The following is a 21,033-nucleotide window of genomic DNA, read 5'->3' as shown; positions in this document are numbered from 1 at the left end:
AACATCGCTCCGGGTCGCACGATGTGATGGGCAGGTTGTACCTGGATCGCCCATCGGTGACCATTCGCACAGAGTTCTACAAGCCCGAAAAGGGGCGTTATCTACATCCCTGGGCTCATCGCCCCATCACCCACTATGAGGCGGCGCTCCTTCAAGGATTCCCCGAGGACTATCTCTGGTGCGGCAGCAAAATCGAGATAGCGCGGCAGATTGGTAACGCTGTTCCGGTAGATCTGGCCAAGGCCATTGCAGGGCGGGTGTATTCCTATCTGAGGGCCACCGGTCACGTGTCCAGCCCCGGCTCGCCGGGAACAGCGTGACACCCTTCATTCACTTGCAGCCGTCCTGCCGCGCACTGGCGCGTCGGCGAAGAGCCGTTCAAAGAGAGGGACGAGGGCTTTCACCGCACCGAGAGGCGCCCTTCCGTCGTCGGGCCCATCAGGTAGTGAATCCAACGGCACCAGACCGTCTCCCACACTCTCGATCCAGCTCCGGTAGGCATCCGGATCAAGGTCAGCATCGGGGGCGATCGCCTCGAACATCAAGGTGGTCCCCGCGACGTTCACAGCCTGGGCGAGGGCGTTGACATCACGCCCTGTGCGTACGGTCCCCTGTTCCAACAGCCGGAGCAAGGCTTGAGCCACCGGCCGATGCAGGATGATCTCCAGGCGGAGGACGGTGTTCAGCACGTCCTGGTTCCCACAGGCGGTGACGGCCGGCCGGTAGTCGTATCCGTCGCGGAACAGTTCGGCCGCCCACCACAGCCGGGCGAACGCCTGCGAGTAGAAGGGCCCCGAGAACCGACTCCGGTTCACAGTGGGCACCGGCTGCACCAGAGAGGACCTCCCTTGGTGCCGCCAGAAGACGTAATGAGGCGCCACCCGTAGCGCAAGGTGATTCCACAATCGACTGTCCGCGGCCTCTCCCCTCGTCAGCCGTAATGCCGCATGGAGGCGAGGCGCCAACCACGCGTCCGCCGCCGTTCGAGCAGCGTCATCATCGAACCGTTTCACGGCCTCTTCCAACAGGTCGCACACCGGCTCTGTGGCCCAGCGGGTTTCGGCAGGAAGTGCCTCACAAGAGCGGTCGATCGCGAGGTCCTGTAGGGTCTCACATCCTTGCAGAACCGCGACGGTCAGGTGCTTGGCCGCCACCTCGTCGAGCAGCAACGCGAAGTACTCCGGAGTGGCCATCATTCATCCTCCTGACCGGTACTGCGCAGGGTCCGGAGGAGACCTGCGAGGTTACGTGGGATTCGGCCCTGTCGAGTAGCGGCGTGCAGGATCCTGGTCTGCAAATCCCCGCCGTCTCCGACCCGCCGGCGGCTCACGATCTCCACCAGGGCATCATCGGCGGAGTGGTTGGGAAAGGCGTCCGGCAACATTCGTCGAAGGGCGGCTTCATGCCATCCTCCCGGCCATTGTGGACGTCCGTCCTCCACATGCACGGCGTACACGGCGGCGTTGAAAAGAGTCGTCCAGACGTCGGCGGCGATCTGTGCGGCGATGGCGTCACGAACCGGCCTGTCAGCGACACGGTTGCTCCTCAGCAGGCTCTCGAGTCCTTCGAAACCCCTATTGAGATACAGGACGGGCATGTCTCCGACCGCCTCCACCGCCCAGGGATCCAGACGTAACGGATGGAGATGAGGGTTTCGTTCGTCGGCGAAATCGGCCCATATGGTCTTGACGCTCTGGGCCTTGGTGGGAGCACGCGCCTGAAGGTCGATCGTCCACAGGTCGCGGGCCTCACCGATCACCCTTCCCGCCACTTCGCCCACGGTGGCCACCATGGTGGCGGTGAGATCCGCACGCGCCACATGACGATCGCGGTACAGCACCACCTCGCCCACCCACGATCCCGAGGCATCCTCTCTGAGGCGCGCGGCAGCACGCACATTGGTGCGCCGTTCGGACAACACGGCGAAACAGGAGGTGTCAGACCACCGGCCGGACTGGAGTTCCTGCCGGGGCACGCGGAGCACTAGTGACAGCCTCGCCGTCTCCCAATTCTGCCGTTCCACCTGATGAAGCGCGACGACCCGGTTTGCAGGCGAGATCATCGCGAAGGGTAGCGCCACGTCATCAAGGCGCACCTCCCTGACCTCCAGGGACAGGTCGCCGGCCAGAACCGGATAGGGAACCAAACGCTTCACCGTCTTCGCTCCTTCGCTCGGACCAGATCGACCTCCACCGTGGTCATCGTCGCCGCGACCGGATGGCTCGCCACGACGCTCACCCCTGTGAAGGCTGCCGTGCGGGCACCGGCGGGGAATCTGAGCAGCCCTTCTTCAGTGACCCAACAGTTGGCCTCGGCCGAGAGGAAGGCCCACTCGGCCTGTGGGCGAGGACCGGACCTGGTGGCGAACCGCAGCACCGGCTCCATCAGCCACTCGTCATCGCGCTCGGGAAGCCGCACCTCCACCCTGACCCGCCAAGCCCCCTCCTGGTCGATGGAACCGCTCGCGCTCCGAATCGTGGGAAAGCCGGGGCTTCGTGGCACCGGAGACGGGTCGAGAGTGAGCAGGTCTCTAAGCACCGGAGGTGTGTCGTCGACTTCCACCTCAGCGGGCTTGACCACCGCCCGGAGTCGATCCAACATCGCCCGCCGAAAATCTCGTATCCGGCTCGCCGCGCCCCTTGTGTAGCTCGCCGTCAGGTCATCGGTCTGCTTCCAGTCATTATGCTCAGGCGGCTCGGCGGCCCTGAGGAATTCCTCTGCCGCAGCCGTGTCAGGCGTGCTCTCATCGATCGCGTCCCCTGCGAGCAGTACCGCCTGGAAACGCGGCGCACCCAAGGGAACGTCGCTGACCGCACGATCCATGACGACCATGCGGCTGCTCCGCATGCAGACCAGGCGATTGGGCGCTGCGTCGTCCTCCGTTGTAGGAGTCACCAGCAGGACCGCCTGATGGTCTGTGGGCACCGCCCGCCTCGTGGCCTTGCGCGGGGGGATCGTCAGCGGGACGGAAGCCCTCACAACGTCCTGGGCATTGGTCATCTCTTCGACGGTGTTCCCGTCGAGAAAGGCCTTGACGGCGCGCGATCGCGCAGGCTCGTGATGGTACGGGTCGACGCGTTCCTCGGCGACGACGAGGTGTCCGTCGCGCAGTGCCACTACGGAGGCCTCCAGAAAAGGATCAGCATCGCGGCCGGCGATCATCGATGCCCAGAAGCTCCTGGCCAAACTGCGCACGAGCACACTGTGCATCGTCTCCAGATCTGCCTCCTCGCCGGTGGCGTCATAGGCGCCGACGACAAGGAAGGAGGTTCCCGGGTCATTGCTCTCCCTGGTCAGGCACAGCTCCTCGACGGTCCGTTCGTCTGCCCACCAGGACCGTGCCGCCCCTTGGCGCTGGGGATCCGCCTCGCCCAGCCACGCCGGCCCGGCGTACTCCCGACCGTCGACCTCATGCCAGGGGAGATCTAGGCGGCCGATCAGCCGTCGTTCCCACCGCCCCTCGTGCGGCTTGGACAGGGTGCTGTGCATCAACACGAGGCCGAACTGACTCGCCGCCCAGAGGGTCGCCTTGCCCAGGCCGTACGAGCCGCCCGCCGACGTGCCCTTGTTGCTGTCCAACTGCCGGCGAACGACCGCGGAGAACTTTCCGTTTTCGTACTCCGGGCCGATCAGGCCCGACGCGTTGTAATCGTCCACCCTCAACAACAGCAGACGTCCGCTCTCCTGCAGTTCACGCAAGCCGTTGGCGAGGATCCTGCCGACCTTTTGCCCAGAATCGGCGGCGGCTACGAAGTGCTCCTGCAGGTCATTCCAGCGGATGGCGGCCAGAAAGCGGTAAAGCCGTTCCCCCGTCAGTTCGTGGAGGACATGGCGGACCCTCACAGGCCGAGTGTTGGACACCAACCGCTCGTCGAGGCTGTTCTGCGTGGCCTCGCGGGCCAGGACGGCGAGATCGGAATCGAAGGCGAAGGTCGCAGCATTGCCCAGTTCTCTGCCGCCGTCGGCGTGGGCAGGACGGTGATACCAGGCGATGGTGCCCGCCGAGTCGGGGATCTCCTCCCTTGTCACCGATGATCCGGAGGCAAGACCGAGAACCTCTTCGATGGCCTGGATTTTATCCATGCGGGGTTCTGCTCGGCCGGTGATCCATGCGGAGACGGCGGCTCGGGTGACGTCGAGTTCGGCGGCGAGGTCGGCCTGACTCATTCCCCTCCGCCGTAACTGCCGGCCCAGCCAAACCCCGAACGCCTCGGAATCGTGCATCCTCCCCCTCCTTGACCTTGCCTTCAACGCCTTTGACGCCAGAGAGTACGTCAAAAGCGCTTTGACACGACCCTACGGCGCACATCGTCTATATGCGCACCGAACCAGGGCGCAGTGTCTTACATTACGCCCGATACGTCCATGTAAATACCTGGATGTCCATTATTATTAGCCCACTCCTCGCAGCAGGTATAAATTTCTTCAAAGCGGCTTGCGAGAGGCATGTCGCATCTGGCAGTATCAGCGACGCACATCCCGGAATGCGAGAGACCCTCGCAGTCACATGGAACGATCAGACACAGGAATACTCGGCGTCCGATCGCGAGGCCTTCATCCGCAAAGCGCGGCCGCTCCACGCTCTTATGCTCGTCTTTGCGACCCCAGGCCAACATACGGCCATCGTCGGGAGAACAACTCTTTTCGCCGTGCCTTGATAAAGTCGGCCAATCTTTATTCAAGAGCGCGCCGACCGGGTACGGCTCATTGCGAGCAGACGTGTCACAGGTCGCTTGATGAGACCCCCGCCCAAGGAGCCGAACAGTCGTGAGTGCCCCCCGGACACCCTCCGTCCTCCAGGTGATCCTGGAGCAGTCGAAACGAGTCCTCGAGACCTACCGCATCGACCCGGGGCTGATACAGGAGCACGCCAACGGCGAACGACGCATCAAGGAGGGCGGGTACGGCGATCGGCAGGTCTACGAGCTGGTCCAGAACGGCGCCGATGAGCTGAGGAACGATCCAGGGGGGAAGATCAGCGTCGTCCTGACCAAACGCTATCTCTATTGCGCGAACCAGGGCACCTCGATGACACCCGAGGGCGCGGACACCATCCTCCGTATGAGCGTCTCCCGGAAACGCGGCGGTCAGATCGGGCGGTTCGGGGTGGGAGTGAAGTCGGTCCTCAGCGTCACCGACTCGCCGCAGTTCTTCAGCCGGGACAACGACAAGAGCTTCGGCTTCGACCGCGAGTTGGCCAGGCGGCAGATCACATCAGTCCAGCCGGACGCCGTCGACGTCCCGGTGCTGCGGATGGCGCAGCCGCTCGATCGTGACGAGGAGATGGCCGAGGACGCTGTGCTGGCCGAGTTGCTGACATGGGCGACGACCGTCGTCCGTCTACCTCTCAAGCCGGCCCACATCGACCGGCTCGCGCTAGACCTGCAACACTTCCCGAACGCGTTCCCGCTCTTCTCCGCGCACGTCGGCGTTGTGGCCCTGGAGGACAGGCGAGGACAGACGCCGGACATACGGGAGATCTCTCGGGAGATCTCCGGAGATCGTCACACCATCACCGTGCGGACGAACACCGGCAGGAGCACGACCGAACAATGGCGCGTCTTCACCAGAACACACCGTCCCTCGCAGAAGGCTTTGGGGGAGGCCGGCGAGTTGCACGACCGCCCCGAGGTGGACGTCTCCTGGGCGGTGCCCGACCGAACGAGCAGAGACAACATCCTCGGCAGGTTCTGGGCCTATTTCCCGACGAACTTCACCACCACGCTCCGAGGCATCGTCAACGCGCCTTGGAAGACCAGCGAAGACCGACAGAACCTGTACGACGCCAACGCGTTCAACACGGAACTGATCCAGGTGGCCGCCGAACTCGTGGTCGACTCCCTGAGGCTGCTTGCCCGGGATGACGACCCTTGCGCCTATCTGGACCAGGTTCCCGCCCGAGGACGAGAAGAGCCGCAGTTCGCGGCGACCGATCTCGTCGACGCCATCTGGAAGACCGCGACGACACGTCCCACCCTCGTGGACCAGGAGGGTCGCTTCCGCGCACCCGCCGAGGTCAACCTCCACCCGGCGGACCTCCGTCCGCTCTGGCGGGAACTCTGGGCAGGCCATGCCGGCCGGCCAAAGAACTGGTGCCATCACTCAGTGGAGAAGACGTCCCATCGCCGGCAGAGCGCCGAACGGATACTCCGTGAGGCCAAGATCCCGGTGCGAACGGTTCGCGAATGGCTGGAGGCACTCGTCCAGGACAGGTCCCCCGAGGCGTCCGCCCAGGCCATCCTGATCGTCGCGGACATGAAGCGGCTGAACCACGATCTCGCGACGGAGGCCCTCGAAGCCGAGATCATCCTGACCGAGTCGAACACCCTCGTGGCGCCCTCCCCCTCGCTCTTTCGACGCACGATCAATGACCGGCTATCGGATCAGATGACCTACGTCGACGATCGCGTGGTCTCCGACGACTCGGTTCGACGCGCGCTCGACGAGCTCGGTATCCACGAGGCCGACGCCGCCGGCCGGTTCGCCTCCGTCGTGGAGCAGGGCTTCACCGGCTACGACCATGCACAGTGGGCGGACTTCTGGGAACTGTCCCGACAGGCCGGGCCCGCCGACACCCTCGCCGCATTACGCAACGCCAGGATCGACACGGCCAAGCTGCTGAAGGTGCGGACGGTCGAGGGAGGATTCCGCCGAATTTTTGACTCCCTGCTGCCCGGAAAGGTGGTCCCGGCCGACGGTTCACGAGACGCCGAAATCGCGGTGGACGTGGACTTCCATGCTCCAGACCGTCCGATCTTTCGGGATCTCGGCCTCCTGGAGGGACCGGTACTCGGAAAAGATCCTCGCCAGGAGCCCTGGTACGAGTCGTACGTAGAGAGCAGGTGGAAGCTTTACTGCAAGAAGCTACCCTCCTCCGTGCAGCGCCCACAAATGGCGACCATGCGATTCGAGGGAGCACCGCCGGCGGGACCGCTGCACTTCCTCACGAAACTGTCGGCGGAGGGACGAGCGGCCTTCCTACGGGAGCTGCCGCGCACCGGACTCGTCAGCACATGGACGATGCAGGTCGGCCGTCAGACGGCGACCCGACAGGCCGTGATGTCCCCCCTGGTCTGGATGGCTCGCATGTACGGCCAGTTGGAGACGTCCCGCGGGGTCCGGGCCCTGACACGTTGCGTAGGTCCCTCGCTTCGCGACCACGCCGATGTACTGCCTGTGGCGAACCTGTCCACGCCCACCGCCGACGTCCTCGGGCTGCCCGGTGATACGACCGCCATCCGCGACAGCCTGTGGCAGGAATTGGTCCAAGAAGCGGGAAGCAGCGAGGACGACGGCTTCCCGGGGAAGGTCTACGCGCTTCTCCTCAAGGCGGATTCGGCATGGCCCGACGGAGCGACCACCCGATGCCGCGTCGGCGGCCTATGGCGCAGCGACATCGAGGACAAGAACATCGCGGTCACCGAGAACCGCACCGAATACGAGGCTCTCGTCCGTGAGAGTGTGCCCGCGCTGCTCGCCCCATCCGAAGAGGCGGCTCGGCAGATGCGGGAGACCTGGGGCATGCTCTCCCCTGCGGACGTGATCCAGAAAGAGCTGCGGTGGGTGTCGGAGGCGGACGCGACCCTGTTGACCGACGAGTTCCCGCACCTGAAGGCGATGCGTGGGCCGCAGGTGGACGGCTGGTCGTTGGTGCGGTGCAGTGAGCTGGAAGAGCTGATCAGGACACCGAATGGAATGCGCACACAGGAGATCACGGCCGCGGCCCAGGTCCACGACCGTACGGTGTTCGTTCTACGTCCTGCCGACGATCTTGCGGCTTTGCTGGCCATGGACGGATCGCTGAAGCTCGGCCTCGGCCGGCTCGGGTGCCAGAGAATCTTGGAGTTGCGGGAGAAGAAGCGCAACAATGAGCGTCTGCAGCGCGCGCGCACCGCCGCCGACCCCGCAGACAAGGTACTGGAATTGGTCGGCCCGGACGCTCTGCGCAAGGGCCTGCCCCAAGGCCTGCTGGAGAGCGAGGAGGCGGAGGCGGGGAAGCCCGTCAACGATCAACGAATCGCACAGCTCGCCCACAACGCGTTCGGGCCGGACCTGCTGCGCGTCTACCGCAAAGACATCGAGGCCAACATCCCGGAGGCGGCGGCGAGCTTCCGAGGTGACACGAACTCGCTCCGGCTTGTCAGCGACCTCGGACTGTCGGAGTCGTTCGCCGGGTCGAGGAGCGAAAACCTGCCCCCTATCGAGCTGGTCGCGGGACCGACCGCCTACCCGCGGTTGCACGACTACCAGGAGAAGCTGGCCGGCAACATGTTCGACCTGCTCACCAGGTACAGAGCGCCGAAGGGGATGCTGTGCCTGCCGACCGGCGCCGGCAAGACCCGCGTGGCGGCCGAAGCGGTGATCCGCGTGATCAAGGAGAGAGGACTGGACGGGCGCCCCGTGCTCTGGATCGCGCAGACTGGTGACCTCTGTGAGCAGGCAGTCCAGAGTTGGGCGTTCGTATGGTCGAAGGTGGGACCGGGGGAACGGCTGACCATCAACCGGCTCTGGGAGAGCCGGGAGGCCACCGCGATCAAGGAGAGCGCCCACCTGGTGGTCGCCACCGACGCGAAACTGGAAGTCTGCCTGGACAAGCCGGAATACGCCTGGCTCAGGGACGCGTCCCTCGTGATCATTGATGAGGCGCATTTCTCCATCACGCCTCGTTACACGAAGCTGCTCTCCCTTCTCGGCATCACGCACCGCGAGTCCGCGCGACCGTTGATCGGTCTCACGGCCACGCCGTACCGCGGATTCAACGAGGAGGAGACGCGTCGGCTGGTGGAGCGGTACGGCCGGACTCGGATCGACGAGGGGGTGTTCGCGTCGGATCCGTACCAAGAACTCCAAGAACTCGGTGTGCTGGCGAGAGCGGAGCACCGTCAGCTCACGGGAGCCACAATCGAGTTGACCTCGCAGGAACTGGAGCATACGGCCGGATTCCAGGGCTCCCGCCTGCCGCCCTCCGCCGAGGACCGGCTGGGACGCGACGTCGAGCGCAATCAGATGTTGGTCAGGGAGATCGAGGCCCTGCCTCCGGACAGCCCGGTCCTGGTGTTCGCCACCTCGGTGAATCACGCGAAGTTGTTGGCGGCCAAGCTCAACGATCGGGGCATTCGCTCGGCCGCCATCGACTCTGCCACCCCGAGCGGGGATCGGCGAAGCCGCATCGAGGAGTTCCGCGCGAAGAAGATCCGCGTCCTCACGAACTACGCGGTCCTCGCCCAGGGGTTCGACGCCCCCGCCACCGAGGTCGTCATCGTGGCCCGACCGACCTTCAGTCCGAACGTCTACCAGCAGATGATCGGCCGCGGTCTCCGCGGCCCGAAGAACGGCGGTAAGGAGACCTGCCTGATCCTCGACGTGGCCGACAACATCACCAACTACGACAAGAGACTCGCCTTCACCGAGTTCGAGTACCTGTGGAGCCGCTCGTGAGCGAGATCTACGCCGCGACGCCGACGCTCACCCCCGAGCAGCAGTCCGTAGTGGACCAGCCCGCCGATGCGCGGGTGCTCGTCACCGCAGGCGCCGGAGCGGGCAAGACGCACACCCTGGTACGGCGCCTGGAGCGGCTGGTGCAGGTCGAGGACCTGAGCGCCGGCGAGATCCTCGTCCTCACGTTCTCCCGAGCCGCGGTGCGCGAGCTTACCGAGCGGCTCGCCCTGCACGGCGACGCCGCGCGGCACGTACGAGCACAGACCTTCGACTCCTGGGCGCTGGACCTGCTGACCCAGGTGGACGCAGCTGGTGACTGGCCGAACCGGACCTTCGAGGCTCGGATAGCCGGCGCCCGCCAGGCGATCGAGGAAGAGCGCGCCGACAACCTCTACGAAGACCTTCGTCATGTCATCATCGACGAGGTACAGGATCTGGTCGGTTCGCGTCGAGATCTCGTTGAGGCGCTGCTGGACCGTTTCGACTGCGGCTTCACCGTCGTCGGCGACCCCGCCCAGTCGATCTATGGCTTCACCGTGCGGGACCCCGCTGAGCGGGCTGGCGAGACCAACCGCTTCTTCGTCTGGCTCCGGGCCGTATGGGACGAAGACCTGGTGGAACTCGAACTCACCGACAACTTCCGGGCTCGGACTCCAGACGCGAGAACGGCTCTGAAATACGGCCCCGCCCTGCGAACACTCACGGAAGCGGACGACGGCAGAGGACAGCAGCTCTATGACGCGCTGCGAGCGACCTTGCGGGGCGAGCTGCTCAACCTCGGCGCGTTGAACGAACTGGTTCGCGACATGCTCACCGGTCATCCCGGCACGGCCGCGATTCTCTGTCGGACCAACGGTCAGTCGCTCGTCATCTCGGAGCAACTGCACTCTCTCGGTGTCCCGCATCGCGTTCAGCGATCGGCACGGGACCGGGCCACCCCTGCTTGGCTCGCGCTGCTCCTTAGGCGATGCGAGGGCTCGACGCTGAGCCGGTCCCGGTTCGACGAGCTGATCACCGATCTACCGACGCCCGAGGCCGACCCCCCGGACCGATTGTGGCGACTCCTCGCACGTACCGATCCAAGGCACAGAGGAGAAAGCAGCCTCGACGTGGGCAGGCTGCGTGCGGCCCTGGCCTCTCACCGTCTGCCCGACGAGCTCACCGCGCAGCCCCCCGCCCAGCTCGTGGTGTCGTCATGTCACCGCGCGAAGGGCCTGGAGTTCGACCGCGTCCTGGTCGTCGACCCCGGCCCCCTCCCACGCCGTGCCGCCAGCCAGGACCAGCGGAGCAGACGTGCCCGCCGTGAGGTGGACCCGGCGGAGGAGGCCCGCCTGCTGTACGTAGCCATGACCAGGCCCCGTGACGCGCTGTACTGGCTCGACGCGCTGGACATGCGGCACATCCGCATGGACGACTCTACCGGCCGCTGGGGGTGTTACCACTACCAGTTCTGGCGTCGTGACGGCCTGGAAATCGTCGGCGGTGACGTGCACACCGAACAGCCAGCCGGAATGCGGGACTTCGCCGGGGACGTGGCTGAGGCACAGGACTACCTGGCCACCAAGATCGTCCCTGGCGACGAGGTCGTTCTCCAACGGCTCGATCAGGATCCCCTGGCCCTAGAGCTGAGTCCTCCCTACCTGATCCTGCATGACGGTCGTCCCATCGGCACGGTCTCCGACCGATTCCGATTCCACCTATACCGCCATTTGCAGACATCCAAGAACTACGTCCCGCAGAACTGGCCCCGCTCGATCACCGGCGTGCGAGTCGATGCCATCGAGACGGTCGCAGGCAGCCAAGCCGCGGGGATCGAAGCGGGACTCGGCGAGCACGGGGTATGGCTCGCTCCACGTCTCGTCGGTCTCAGTCACTTCACGTGGGACAAGAAGGTTCAAGAGGAGCACAGTGGTGTCGAGGCACAGTGAGCACTACCGTTTTCGGGCGGAGTTGGTCGATCGGCTTCGACTCGATCTGGCGGGACCGGTCGGCGGTGTGGACGAGGTTCTCACCGATGCGCCGATCACCGCTTACGCCGCCGGTGTGCTTTTCCCCAGGCGCATCGATGAGGAGCGGCTCGCCTCGGCCGCAGCAGAGCGAGATGTGGACCTGGCACCGGCGGTGCTCACGGTGGACGAGGCGCCCGACACCGGCGTCTCTTTGGCCAATCGGCAGACCCCCTCCTCCATGGGCCTGACGTTCGCCGTCGCCCCCTCGATCTCCAACACCATCACAGTGTCAGTCACGACGGCCATGTACGACCCGGTCGACAAGGAGGGGCGACCGGTCCAGGCACAGCGGGCGGTCCGACGCAGCACCGAAGAACGGGATTTGCGCTGGAAGCGCCGACCACTGAACCTCGCCCCGGTCACACTGGACATCACCGAGCCCCGGCATGTGGTCAAGGCACTCGCGCCGGGCATCCAGTTACGACTTCGGATTCGACCGGCGCACCCAGCGACCGGAGCGGTCTCCATCACGGTCGCCCTGCTGAACGATCACGAGATCGGCGGTTACGACCTGCAGGACGCGCACTGTCTGTTCCAACCGACCGTCCACGTGACCGGTCGACCGGGAACGAAGGCGCTGGTGGAAAGACCCGTCCCGGTCGGCGTGGACGAACTGGAGATGCACGTCAACCGGCTCCTATACCGACACGTTCCGACCTTCGCCATCGGCCACGGCTGCGCCGCCGACTGGGACTGGACACCGCCCGCTCCCCGAGACGAGGAACTGCTGAGCGGACGGCCGGGCGCAATCGAGGCCGTGTGGACCACGTTCGTCCCCGCGCAGGATGTTCTGCTCACCGACTCCAACCGCGACATCGACGCCTCGGGCCTGGAGATGGCCTACCTGGCGAAGGCGTCCTCGGACGATGTCATCGCCACGCTGCGCCGTCTGGTGGACGGGTACCGTTCCTGGATCGGCGAACGGGCGGAGGAGGCACGCGTACTGGAATCCACCGAGTTCGGGCAGGCGGCGGCGGAGCAGATCGCCCAGTGTGAGACCGCCTGCGATCGGATGGGGGCGGGCATTGAGGCACTTCGTCGCGACCCGGTTGTCATGACCGCCTTCAAGTACGCCAACGATGCGATGGCCAAGCAACGCGGCCGGACGAGCTGGATCAAAGCGGGACGGAAGGGGCCGGTGCCGCTCGACGGACGATGGCGGCCATTCCAGATCGCCTTCTTGCTGCTTTGTCTGGGAGGCGTCGCCGACAAGGATCATCCCGATAGAGACCTCGCCGACCTGCTCTGGTTCCCCACCGGAGGTGGCAAAACCGAGGCCTACCTGGGGATCATCGCGTTCACCGTGTTCCTCCGGCGTCTCCGCAATGGGGACGCGGGTGGTGGCGTCACCGCCTTGATGCGCTACACCTTGCGACTGCTCACGCTGCAGCAGTTCGAACGTGCGGCCGCGCTCATCTGCGCCATGGAGATGAAGCGTCGCGATCGGCTGGCGGAGCTCGGCCAGGAGCCGATCTCCATCGGCATGTGGGTCGGCGCCGCGGCCACGCCGAACCGCCTCAAGGACGCAGCCGTCGCCATCAAGAAGCTGCGCAACGGTGACGAACTGCAGACCGAGAACCCGATACAGCTGCGCAACTGCCCATGGTGCGGCACAGCCATGGACGCCTGGCACTACGAGGTCGATGCGGAGATCTCGCACATGCGGATCTTCTGTCCCAGTTCCGACTGCGACTTCCATGGGGCGCTGCCCGTTCACGTCGTCGACGAGATGATCTACACCGTCCGTCCGACGCTGATCATCGCGACCGTTGACAAGTTCGCGCAGATCGCCTGGCGGCAGGAGGTCGCATCGCTCTTCAACCTGAATGACGGTTCCACGACCGCCCCTCCCGAACTGATCGTCCAGGACGAGCTGCACCTGATATCCGGACCGCTCGGCAGCCTCACCGGTCTCTATGAGACCGCGGTCGACGCCGCCGCGCGCCGGCCAAAGGTCATCGCCTCCACGGCGACGATCCGCCGGGCCAAAGAACAGGGGAGGCGGCTGTTCGACCGGGACGTCCAGCAATTCCCCCCGGCGGGGTTGGACGCTCGCGACTCCTGGTTCGCGGTCGAGACTCCGGCGGACAAGAAGGCATCACGGCTCTATCTCGGTCTGTTGACGCCGAACATGAGCCAGGCCACCCTGCTCGTCCGCGCCTACGCGGCCCTTCTCCATCACGCGGCGGAGATCAAGGGCGACGCTATGGTTCGCGACGCCTACTGGACCCTGGTGGGCTACTTCAACAGCCTTCGGCTTCTGGCCGCAGCGGAACTACAGGTGCTGGACGACGTACAGGACCGGCTGCGGCTCCTCGCCGAGCAGCACGGACACGAACTGCGTATCGCCGATCAGCTCACCGAGTTGACCAGTCGGGTGAAGTCCAGCGAGATTCCCGCACGCCTCAAGGATCTGGAACGCGGACTACCCGATGACAACGTCTTCGACACCGTGCTCGCGACGAATATGATCTCCGTAGGGGTGGACGTCGACCGCCTGGGGCTGATGGCCATCATGGGCCAACCCCAGACCACCGCCGAGTACATCCAGTCCAGCAGCCGGGTGGGGCGTCAACATCCCGGCCTGGTGGTCATGCTCTTCAACGCGAGCCGCTCCCGAGACCGCTCCCACTACGAGAGCTTCGTGTCCTACCACTCGGCCCTCTACCGACAGGTCGAGTCCACCAGCGTGACCCCCTTTTCGGCCCGCGCCCGCGACCGCGCCCTTCACGCGGTGCTCGTCGGAATGGCGCGACTGCTCCATCCCGAGTTGCGGCCCAACCATGCCGCCGGGCGAGTGCACGAGTTCACGAAGCATCTGGACGATCTGAAGGAGCGGATCCTCCAGCGGGTCGATGTGATCGCGCCGGAAGAGTTGGACGCTACGGCGGAGGACCTCGACCACGTCATCGATGCCTGGCTGGAGCTTGCAGAGGAGAATCCTGGCCTGGTGTACGAGGCCAAGTCGACGTTCAAACGGAGTGAGCCGCGCCCGGCGAACGCCGCTCTGCTGCGCAGCCACTCGGACGAAGACCTCGACGATGCGTTCCCCACACTGTGGAGCCTGCGGGACGTCGACGTCGAATCAGACCTCTATCTGGAGAAGTGACATGGCCCTGCGCGATGGACGAACACGCCGTTCCACCGGTCGCCGCAACGGCGACTCGGAGATGACGAGTAAGCCGGTCGGAGCCGTCCGACGGGGCCAGATGATCAGTACGTACGGTGTCGGCGCGATGGTCGCACTGGACGATCGCTCGTACATCGTCAGCGGATTGGACACCTGGAAGGTGCGTCCCTCGGACGCCATCTATGAGTTTCGGCTACAGAAATGGATGAGGCACCACGAGGGGATGGCCGTCTCCCACTTTCAACTCCCTCCTGCGGACAACCCGTCATCCGGCAACGGGGTGAAGATCAGACTGTTTCCCGAGATCTACTCCTGCCCTGGTTGCCAGATCCTCCAAGAGCACAGACGGTTCGGCTCGCCGGCGGGCAAAAATCTCTGCGGCGCCTGCGAGAGGCCCCTCGTCCCCTCCAGGTTCGTCATCGCCTGCCAGTACGGCCACCTCGACGACTTCCCCTATTTCGAGTGGGTGCACAAGAAGAACTCCCCGGGCGACCGGGCGTTCGACGGCGGACACCGTCTCAGCCTGCACGCTTCCGGGGGCACGGCGTCACTGCGTTCCGTCATCGTGAAGTGCACGTGCGGTGTGCCCTCCGTCTCGCTGGAAGGAGCGTTCGGCCGCGACGCCATGAGCGCCCTGGGCATCAAGTGCAAAGGGCGTCGGCCCTGGCTCGGTCGGGGCTCGGAACAGCCCGGTTGTACGGCCGCGCCCCGTACGCTGCAGCGAGGGTCCTCGGCCGCATGGTTTCCGATCAACCGGTCGGCGTTGTCCATCCCGCCATGGTCTGAAACCCTCCAGCAACGGGTCGACCCGCATTACAAGCTGCTCGATGGTCTGCTGAACAACAGCCTGCCCGAAACGGCCCTCTTCGAGGCGATCAAGCACTGTGGGGTGCTCCACGACGACAGATTCACCCCGGAGGAAGTGCTCACAGCAGTCCTGCGACGTCGTGAGTTGGAGACGAGAACGGACTCCGACTCTGATCAGGCATCAGGTTTCGAGCCGGCTAACGACTTGCGGAAGGAGGAGTACGAGCACCTCTACAGCGGCAGTGGAAAGATCGAGCGTGGGTCGCACTTCGAGTGCGTTCCGCCAGCCGACCTATTGTCGCCTCTCCCCGACGGCGTCGAACGCTCGATGCTGGTGAAACGCCTCCGCGAAGTGCGAGTGCTCCAGTCGTTCACGCGAGTCGAGATGCCGGTGCAGGGAAGTACGGAACTCCGCAAGGCAGCACTCTCCCAGGAGGCCGTCGACTGGCTCCCTGCGATCGCGGTCAGCGGCGAGGGGGTCTTCCTCGCCGTCGACCAAAGGCGGCTACGGGAGTGGGAGAACCGCCCAGGGCCGGTACAGCGCGCGGGGTGGATCAGGGACAACCACACCGCTCTCCTACGTCAACGTGCGGCGGCGACCGCCGACCGGCAAGCGCTGACCGACGTTCACTCTCCGATCCGACCCCGCTACGTGCTGCTCCACACCCTGGCGCACGTTCTGATCAACGAGTGGACCTTGGAGTCGGGTTATCCTGCCGCCGCTCTACGGGAACGACTGTACGTGTCCGATGACATGGCAGGCGTGCTCATCTACACCGCCACCAGTGACTCCGAAGGCAGCCTGGGCGGAGTGGTCACCCAAGGTGATCATCGTCGGCTGTACCAGTCCTTGAAGTCAGCGCTCGACCGTGCCTCCTGGTGCTCACAGGACCCCCCGTGCATGGAGTCGGAAGCCCGCGGTGTCGACAGCCTCAACCTGGCCGCCTGCTACGCGTGCGTACTGCTCGCCGAGGTCAGTTGCGAGGCCGGTAACGTCTTCCTGGACCGCGCAACGATCATCGGAACCCCAGAGGACCCGTCCACCGGGTTCTTCAAAAAATCTGATCACGACGACCGGTCGTAGCTGTCAGAGACAATCCCGCATGCCCTTCAGCCACTGCATCACGTCCCTCGCGCTCGGCCGACAGGCCGGGTCCTTGGCCATCAGCGCGAGGATCAGGCTATCGAGCTCTGGACGGGTCTCCGGGCGGATAGCCTTCGGACTGATCGGCACCTCACACAGATGCCGCCACATCAGCTCGGCAGGATTACCCTGGAAAGGCCTCTTACCTGTCAGGAGTTCGTAACCGACGCAACCCAGTGAGTAGAGATCGGCTCGCTCACCCAGGCCTCCTTGAAATTGCTCTGGAGCCATATAGGCGAGAGTGCCGATGCCTGCGGTTCCCTTACCCGCGAACGGTTGCACCATCCTCGCAACGCCGAAGTCGCATATCTTCGTGGCACCGCCATCGAGAATCATGACGTTAGCTGGTTTGATGTCCCGGTGAATGACGCCCTTGGAGTGCGCCGCCTCGAGTGCCGCGGCAACGCTGTCTATGATGTTCACGACGCTCTCGATCGGTAAGCCGTTAGGTGCGCGTGTCATCACCTTCGCCAGGTCTTCGCCGTCCAGTAACTCCATCACGCAGAAGTGTCGCCCCTCGTGCTCGCCGAAGTCGAACACCGCCACGATGCCCGGATGCTGTAGTTGGGCACCGATCTTGGCCTCGTTCACGAACCGCTGGACCCTCTTGGGCTCGGTCTCGAAGTTGTCACGCAGCACCTTCACGGCCACCCCACGGCCCAGCACACGATCGAACGCTTTCCACACCTCCCCCATACTCCCCTTCCCAAGCTCTGCGAACAGTTTATATCGACCACGCAGAATGACTCCATGCAGCATGGTCCACCCCCCTCCGAACATAATTTGTTCCTAATACGCTGTCACCTCTGAGCCAGCCAGCCCACGGCAGCGGATTTCGTCAGAACATGAGCAGCACGAGAATAGACTAAGGACCTATCAGATACAGGTGCCCGAACGACGAATCCGGTAGATGCATGTATACACGCCACTCTACCGGGCGCCCCCGTCGCAGCACCGCCTTCATCTCAATCGAGAACATCGCCTTCGTAGTGAATGCGCATGCTCATGAAGCACGCACACAAGCAAGTGATCACGCCTCCCAGGAACCGAACCCATCCGATGGGTAACAGAATTAATACCACCCCAGGCCTGGTTTATCAATATCTACCATCATGGGATTTGCAAATCGGACATTGCGCCGGAAGCGTCGAAATTCGCCTACCGTGGAGGATACGTCCGAACCCTGTTTCATGTAGAGCATCAACAACGCCACCACAGGGGGTTGAGGTGATTGAATCTTGCACTACTTTTCTTTTGCGACTGACGGCAATCTCGACACATTACTCTCAACTCTTCCCCTCCGCAAGCCACCTGATCGACCCCTATTATCTATCCGAACATCAACAAAATCCCCAAAAGGGACAAACGTCGGCAAATGCGATCAGAATGCTGTCTGTGCGCATATTTCCTAAGGGCTGGACCGGCACCTCCATTACCCGGTATCGTCTTCTCCGCGACAGGTTTGAGCTCGACTACACGCCTCCCGAAGCACCCTTTCAAGGGAACAGAGGCATGAGAACGCCTAGACATCAAGAAGAGGGTGAGGAGAAGAGGAGTGGCCGATCAAGGAGAAGACCCCTCAAGTCGGCAAGGCGAGATCTGTGTGCTCGACGCGACTGTTTGCGTCCATTTCGTTGGCGCTAATTTACAGTCGGTACTGATCGATGTCCTTGCAAGTGTGGGCATTGTGTTGGAGATCCCGCGGGAAGTGTGCGACGAGGTCGTAGGCAAGGATCGCAGGTATCCGGGATTACGACAGCGTTGGGCAAGGCTCGAATCGAGTGAATGGGTCCACATATTGCCCCCCGTGGAGCTCGCCACCGCCCATCCCAGGGTGATCCAGGTGATCGAAGATAGCCGCGGGCTCGAGCTGGAAGAAGCACTGGGCATCAAGCGAGATCTCGGAGAACTGGTCGTCATAGCGCACTGCGTCCACCTCGCCGAGCAAGGGCGGGAGGTCATGGCGCTCATCGACGACCAGGGCGGCCAAGAGTTGGCCGCTCACTGGAGCGTGAATGTCCTGACCATCGAGGATGTGCTCCACTTGGCCATCCACAGAGGCCATTTCCCCACACGTGCCGACCTGCGTGACGCGTACCAGAAGCTGCGTCGGTACGGTGACGGGATGCTCCCGTTGGAAAGTAGCGGACTTGTGGAAGTGTACAAGCAATGGGCGATGGAAAGGGACGAGAGCGGTCGGTAGATATAGTAACTTGCCATCTCATCCTGCGGCCGAGAGCAGACATCCCACATCTCCACCGCTACTCGGCGACTAGCCTTCCGACGGCTCTTGGGAATGTTCTCGTGAATGAGTGCGAGCAAGAAGGCGATCCAGGTTAGCCCGTCGAATCTGCGGTGGTTCCGGCACGACACCTGCCGCCGTCAACGCCGCTTGCGTCACCGACGGGTCTTCGCCTTCGAGTTCGGCCAGTACCCGGATGCCGAGTTTGCCGGCTCGATAGGCGATCGTTGCCCTTTCGAGCACTCGTCGCGGGGGGCGAACCGTCCGACTGACCTCTTGTTCGCGGGCGTACTGAGGACCCCACCCATAGCGCCAGGCCAATTGTGCTCCGCTGGGACTGCGCAATTCCTCCACCCGCCGGCCGGTCACCAGACCGATGCGCTCCAACTGGATGAGGATCACCATCAGACTGACCCCGAAATGTCGGGCAAGAAGCGCACACGTTCGCTCGTCGAGGACGACCTCGCTCCGGGCATCGTCGATACCCAGCCATGCGTTGATTCCCTCTTCTGGTGCGAGGAGGTGACGTGCGAACGCATCGCAGCGAAGTTCGCCCGAAGTACGGGTCCCGTCCACAAGATGAGCTTCGGTGCCATCGCCGAAAAGCAAGTGGCCGAGTTCATGACAGTAAGTGAAACGCTGTCGTTCGGCCACCGCGCTCGTCCCGACCACGATGAGAGTGACATCGCGGACCGGATCGGTCAGGGTGAACCCGTCGATGCCTGGAGGAAAATCGACCACAGCAGTATCGACCCCGGTGAGCTGCTCCACCAGTTCAGCAGGGTCGGCCAAGGGCGCCCATCCCAGTCCGAGCGCCCCCCGCACGGTCATGGCGAGTTGGCGTGCCTGCTCCTCGCTGGGATCGCCCGAGTCGGGAAGCGGTAGGTCCAGGGCCATACAGTGCCCCTCAAACACCTGAGGCAGGTTGGCGCCCACAAGTCGATCAAGGCGATCATCCAGGACCAGTATGTCGACTGCTCTTCGCAATGCCGCCTGATGCGTTTCGGTGGCAGCCTCCGCCATTCGTGCCGCTATACGGACTCGGTTCCTAACAGGGTTTCCCGAGGTCAGCTCGCGTAGCGGAATCCCCATGGCCGTCGCCAGCCGGTCGAGTTCGGCGATCGTGAGTCTCGGCCGGCTGCCCAACTCGATGCGAGCCAGGGTGGGTTGAGAGACCCCGGCACGGTGGGCGAGGTCTCGTTGGGTCAGACCCGCACGCTCGCGCTCCCGCCTCACCCGTAAGCCGATCTCCTGCAGATCCACTAGCGCCTCCACCTCCTGAATCAATGTTAGCCGTCTGATTCAGAAGTGTCACGCGCTTGCATCTCCGCGATCCCCGCCAAGCTCCAGGTCGGCGACCTGGCCAAGGACATCGTCTGCGCCCACCAGGCGGGGCCTTGGGCACGCGACCGACCGGTTCCGCCCGCCCCCTGCGCGCCCGTCGCCCGACTGAAGTTCCCGCATGGCCGCTCCTTCCCCCAGCACGGAGCCCCCAGTAGCCGCGGGCGCCGTGGTTGCCCTTCGACCTACTCACAGTCCTCCAGGCAGGACACCCATGCGGAATGCGATCCACTCCAATGCGGTGCATCGCAAGGATTCACAGCGTGGGTTCTTGGAGTCGCGGATGGCCTTGGCACCGTTGGGGAGGTTGGCTATCTCGACGCAGTCGTTCTCGGCGGCGCTGTGGGAGGACTTGTGCCAGGTGGCGGTGGAGAGGTCGTGGGCGTAGAGGTCTGGCGTGGGTTCGGTCACGGCTTGTTGCCTTCCTCCATGCGGGTGATCAGGGCCACGGAGTCGTCTACCGAGAGTGCGGTGGCGACGATTCGGTTGAACGCGTCGGCGAAGGTCTTCACCTCTGCGACATTTTCAACATATGAGGCACCGATCAGGTTTTCCAGCAGTACGACGTCAGGCATGGCGTCCGGGAAGCCGACCAGGCTGAAGCCGCCGGCGCTGCCCGGATGTGGGGCGGCGTCCAGAGGCATGATCTGCAAGGTGATGTTGGGCAGGTCCGAGACTTCTCGTAGCCTGCGGAGTTGATCCCGCATGGTGTCCGGCCTGACCGCGAAGCGCTGGTGCAGGACGGCTTCTGAGATCACCGCCCAGACCTTCAGCGGACCGCTCGGACGGGTGAGAACCGCCTGACGTGCGAGTCGGATCTCGGCGAGGGCCGCGATCTCCTCAGGCACCGACCGGGTACGGCTCACGCCGTAGGCCTTGTCGGTGACCTTGTACGACTGCCGGTCGTCCTTGATCGACGAGC

General features: G+C 64.2%; 13 protein-coding genes. 6 read left to right on the top strand and 7 right to left on the bottom strand.

The genetic code is table 11. The annotated features are described in order from the left end of the window. Positions 1-320: DNA cytosine methyltransferase (locus tag AB0B89_RS23635; protein WP_358556653.1), on the top strand; the 320-nt coding region annotated here is incomplete at its 5' end. A 6-nt stretch (positions 321-326) separates the two neighbouring features. Here the strand turns inward: AB0B89_RS23635 and AB0B89_RS23630 are convergent. Genes AB0B89_RS23630 through AB0B89_RS23620 form a run of 3 tightly spaced genes read right to left on the bottom strand, consistent with a single transcriptional unit; the run spans position 327 to position 4,224 of the window. After that, a complete protein-coding gene (locus AB0B89_RS23630; protein WP_358556650.1) occupies positions 327-1,193 on the bottom strand; it encodes a DUF6339 family protein in 867 nt (288 codons plus the stop codon). Then, entirely contained in the window at positions 1,193-2,155 is a 963-nt protein-coding gene (locus AB0B89_RS23625) for a hypothetical protein (RefSeq protein ID WP_358556647.1), read from the bottom strand. Before AB0B89_RS23625 ends, AB0B89_RS23630 begins: the two co-directional genes overlap by 1 nt. Then, the gene (locus AB0B89_RS23620; RefSeq protein ID WP_358556644.1) at positions 2,152-4,224 is read right to left on the bottom strand and encodes a helix-turn-helix transcriptional regulator; all 2,073 of its coding nucleotides are present in this window, start codon (positions 4,222-4,224) and stop codon (positions 2,152-2,154) included. Before AB0B89_RS23620 ends, AB0B89_RS23625 begins: the two co-directional genes overlap by 4 nt. Positions 4,225-4,767: 543 nt before the next feature. Between AB0B89_RS23620 and AB0B89_RS23615 the strand changes: the two genes are divergently transcribed. Genes AB0B89_RS23615 through AB0B89_RS23600 form a run of 4 tightly spaced genes read left to right on the top strand, consistent with a single transcriptional unit; the run spans position 4,768 to position 16,468 of the window. Next, on the top strand, positions 4,768-9,438 hold the full coding sequence (locus AB0B89_RS23615) for a DEAD/DEAH box helicase (RefSeq protein WP_358556641.1): 4,671 nt from the start codon (positions 4,768-4,770) through the stop codon (positions 9,436-9,438). After that, positions 9,423-11,366 carry an ATP-dependent helicase gene (locus tag AB0B89_RS23610; RefSeq protein ID WP_358556638.1) on the top strand — a complete coding sequence of 648 codons (1,944 nt, stop codon included), beginning with the start codon at positions 9,423-9,425 and terminating at the stop codon, positions 11,364-11,366. Before AB0B89_RS23615 ends, AB0B89_RS23610 begins: the two co-directional genes overlap by 16 nt. Continuing rightward, a complete protein-coding gene (locus AB0B89_RS23605; RefSeq protein WP_358556635.1) occupies positions 11,350-14,556 on the top strand; it encodes a helicase-related protein in 3,207 nt (1,068 codons plus the stop codon). Before AB0B89_RS23610 ends, AB0B89_RS23605 begins: the two co-directional genes overlap by 17 nt. Position 14,557: 1 nt before the next feature. Then, the gene (locus tag AB0B89_RS23600) at positions 14,558-16,468 is read left to right on the top strand and encodes a DUF1998 domain-containing protein (RefSeq protein WP_358556632.1); all 1,911 of its coding nucleotides are present in this window, start codon (positions 14,558-14,560) and stop codon (positions 16,466-16,468) included. Between the two features lie 3 nt (positions 16,469-16,471). Here AB0B89_RS23600 and AB0B89_RS23595 read toward each other — a convergent pair whose 3' ends face one another. Further along, positions 16,472-17,287: a serine/threonine-protein kinase gene (locus tag AB0B89_RS23595; protein WP_358556630.1), complete on the bottom strand. Its 816-nt coding sequence runs from the start codon at positions 17,285-17,287 to the stop codon at positions 16,472-16,474. A 1,048-nt stretch (positions 17,288-18,335) separates the two neighbouring features. Between AB0B89_RS23595 and AB0B89_RS23590 the strand changes: the two genes are divergently transcribed. After that, positions 18,336-18,731 carry a hypothetical protein gene (locus tag AB0B89_RS23590; protein WP_358556627.1) on the top strand — a complete coding sequence of 132 codons (396 nt, stop codon included), beginning with the start codon at positions 18,336-18,338 and terminating at the stop codon, positions 18,729-18,731. Positions 18,732-18,800: 69 nt separating this feature from the next. Here AB0B89_RS23590 and AB0B89_RS23585 read toward each other — a convergent pair whose 3' ends face one another. The 3 genes from AB0B89_RS23585 to AB0B89_RS23575 all read right to left on the bottom strand — a co-directional run. Beyond that, positions 18,801-20,033, bottom strand: coding sequence for an XRE family transcriptional regulator (locus AB0B89_RS23585; protein ID WP_358556624.1), 1,233 nt, complete (start codon positions 20,031-20,033; stop codon positions 18,801-18,803). A 267-nt stretch (positions 20,034-20,300) separates the two neighbouring features. Next, a complete protein-coding gene (locus AB0B89_RS23580) occupies positions 20,301-20,522 on the bottom strand; it encodes a DUF397 domain-containing protein (RefSeq protein WP_358556621.1) in 222 nt (73 codons plus the stop codon). Beyond that, positions 20,519-21,033 (bottom strand): DUF5753 domain-containing protein (locus tag AB0B89_RS23575; protein ID WP_358556618.1); only part of this gene is annotated, 515 nt, incomplete at its 5' end. The genes AB0B89_RS23580 and AB0B89_RS23575, both read right to left, overlap by 4 nt.

This window comes from Sphaerisporangium sp. NPDC049002 (genome assembly GCF_040649355.1).
Classification (GTDB): Bacteria; Actinomycetota; Actinomycetes; order Streptosporangiales; family Streptosporangiaceae; genus Sphaerisporangium.
This window is presented reverse-complemented; position numbering and strand designations above follow the sequence as displayed.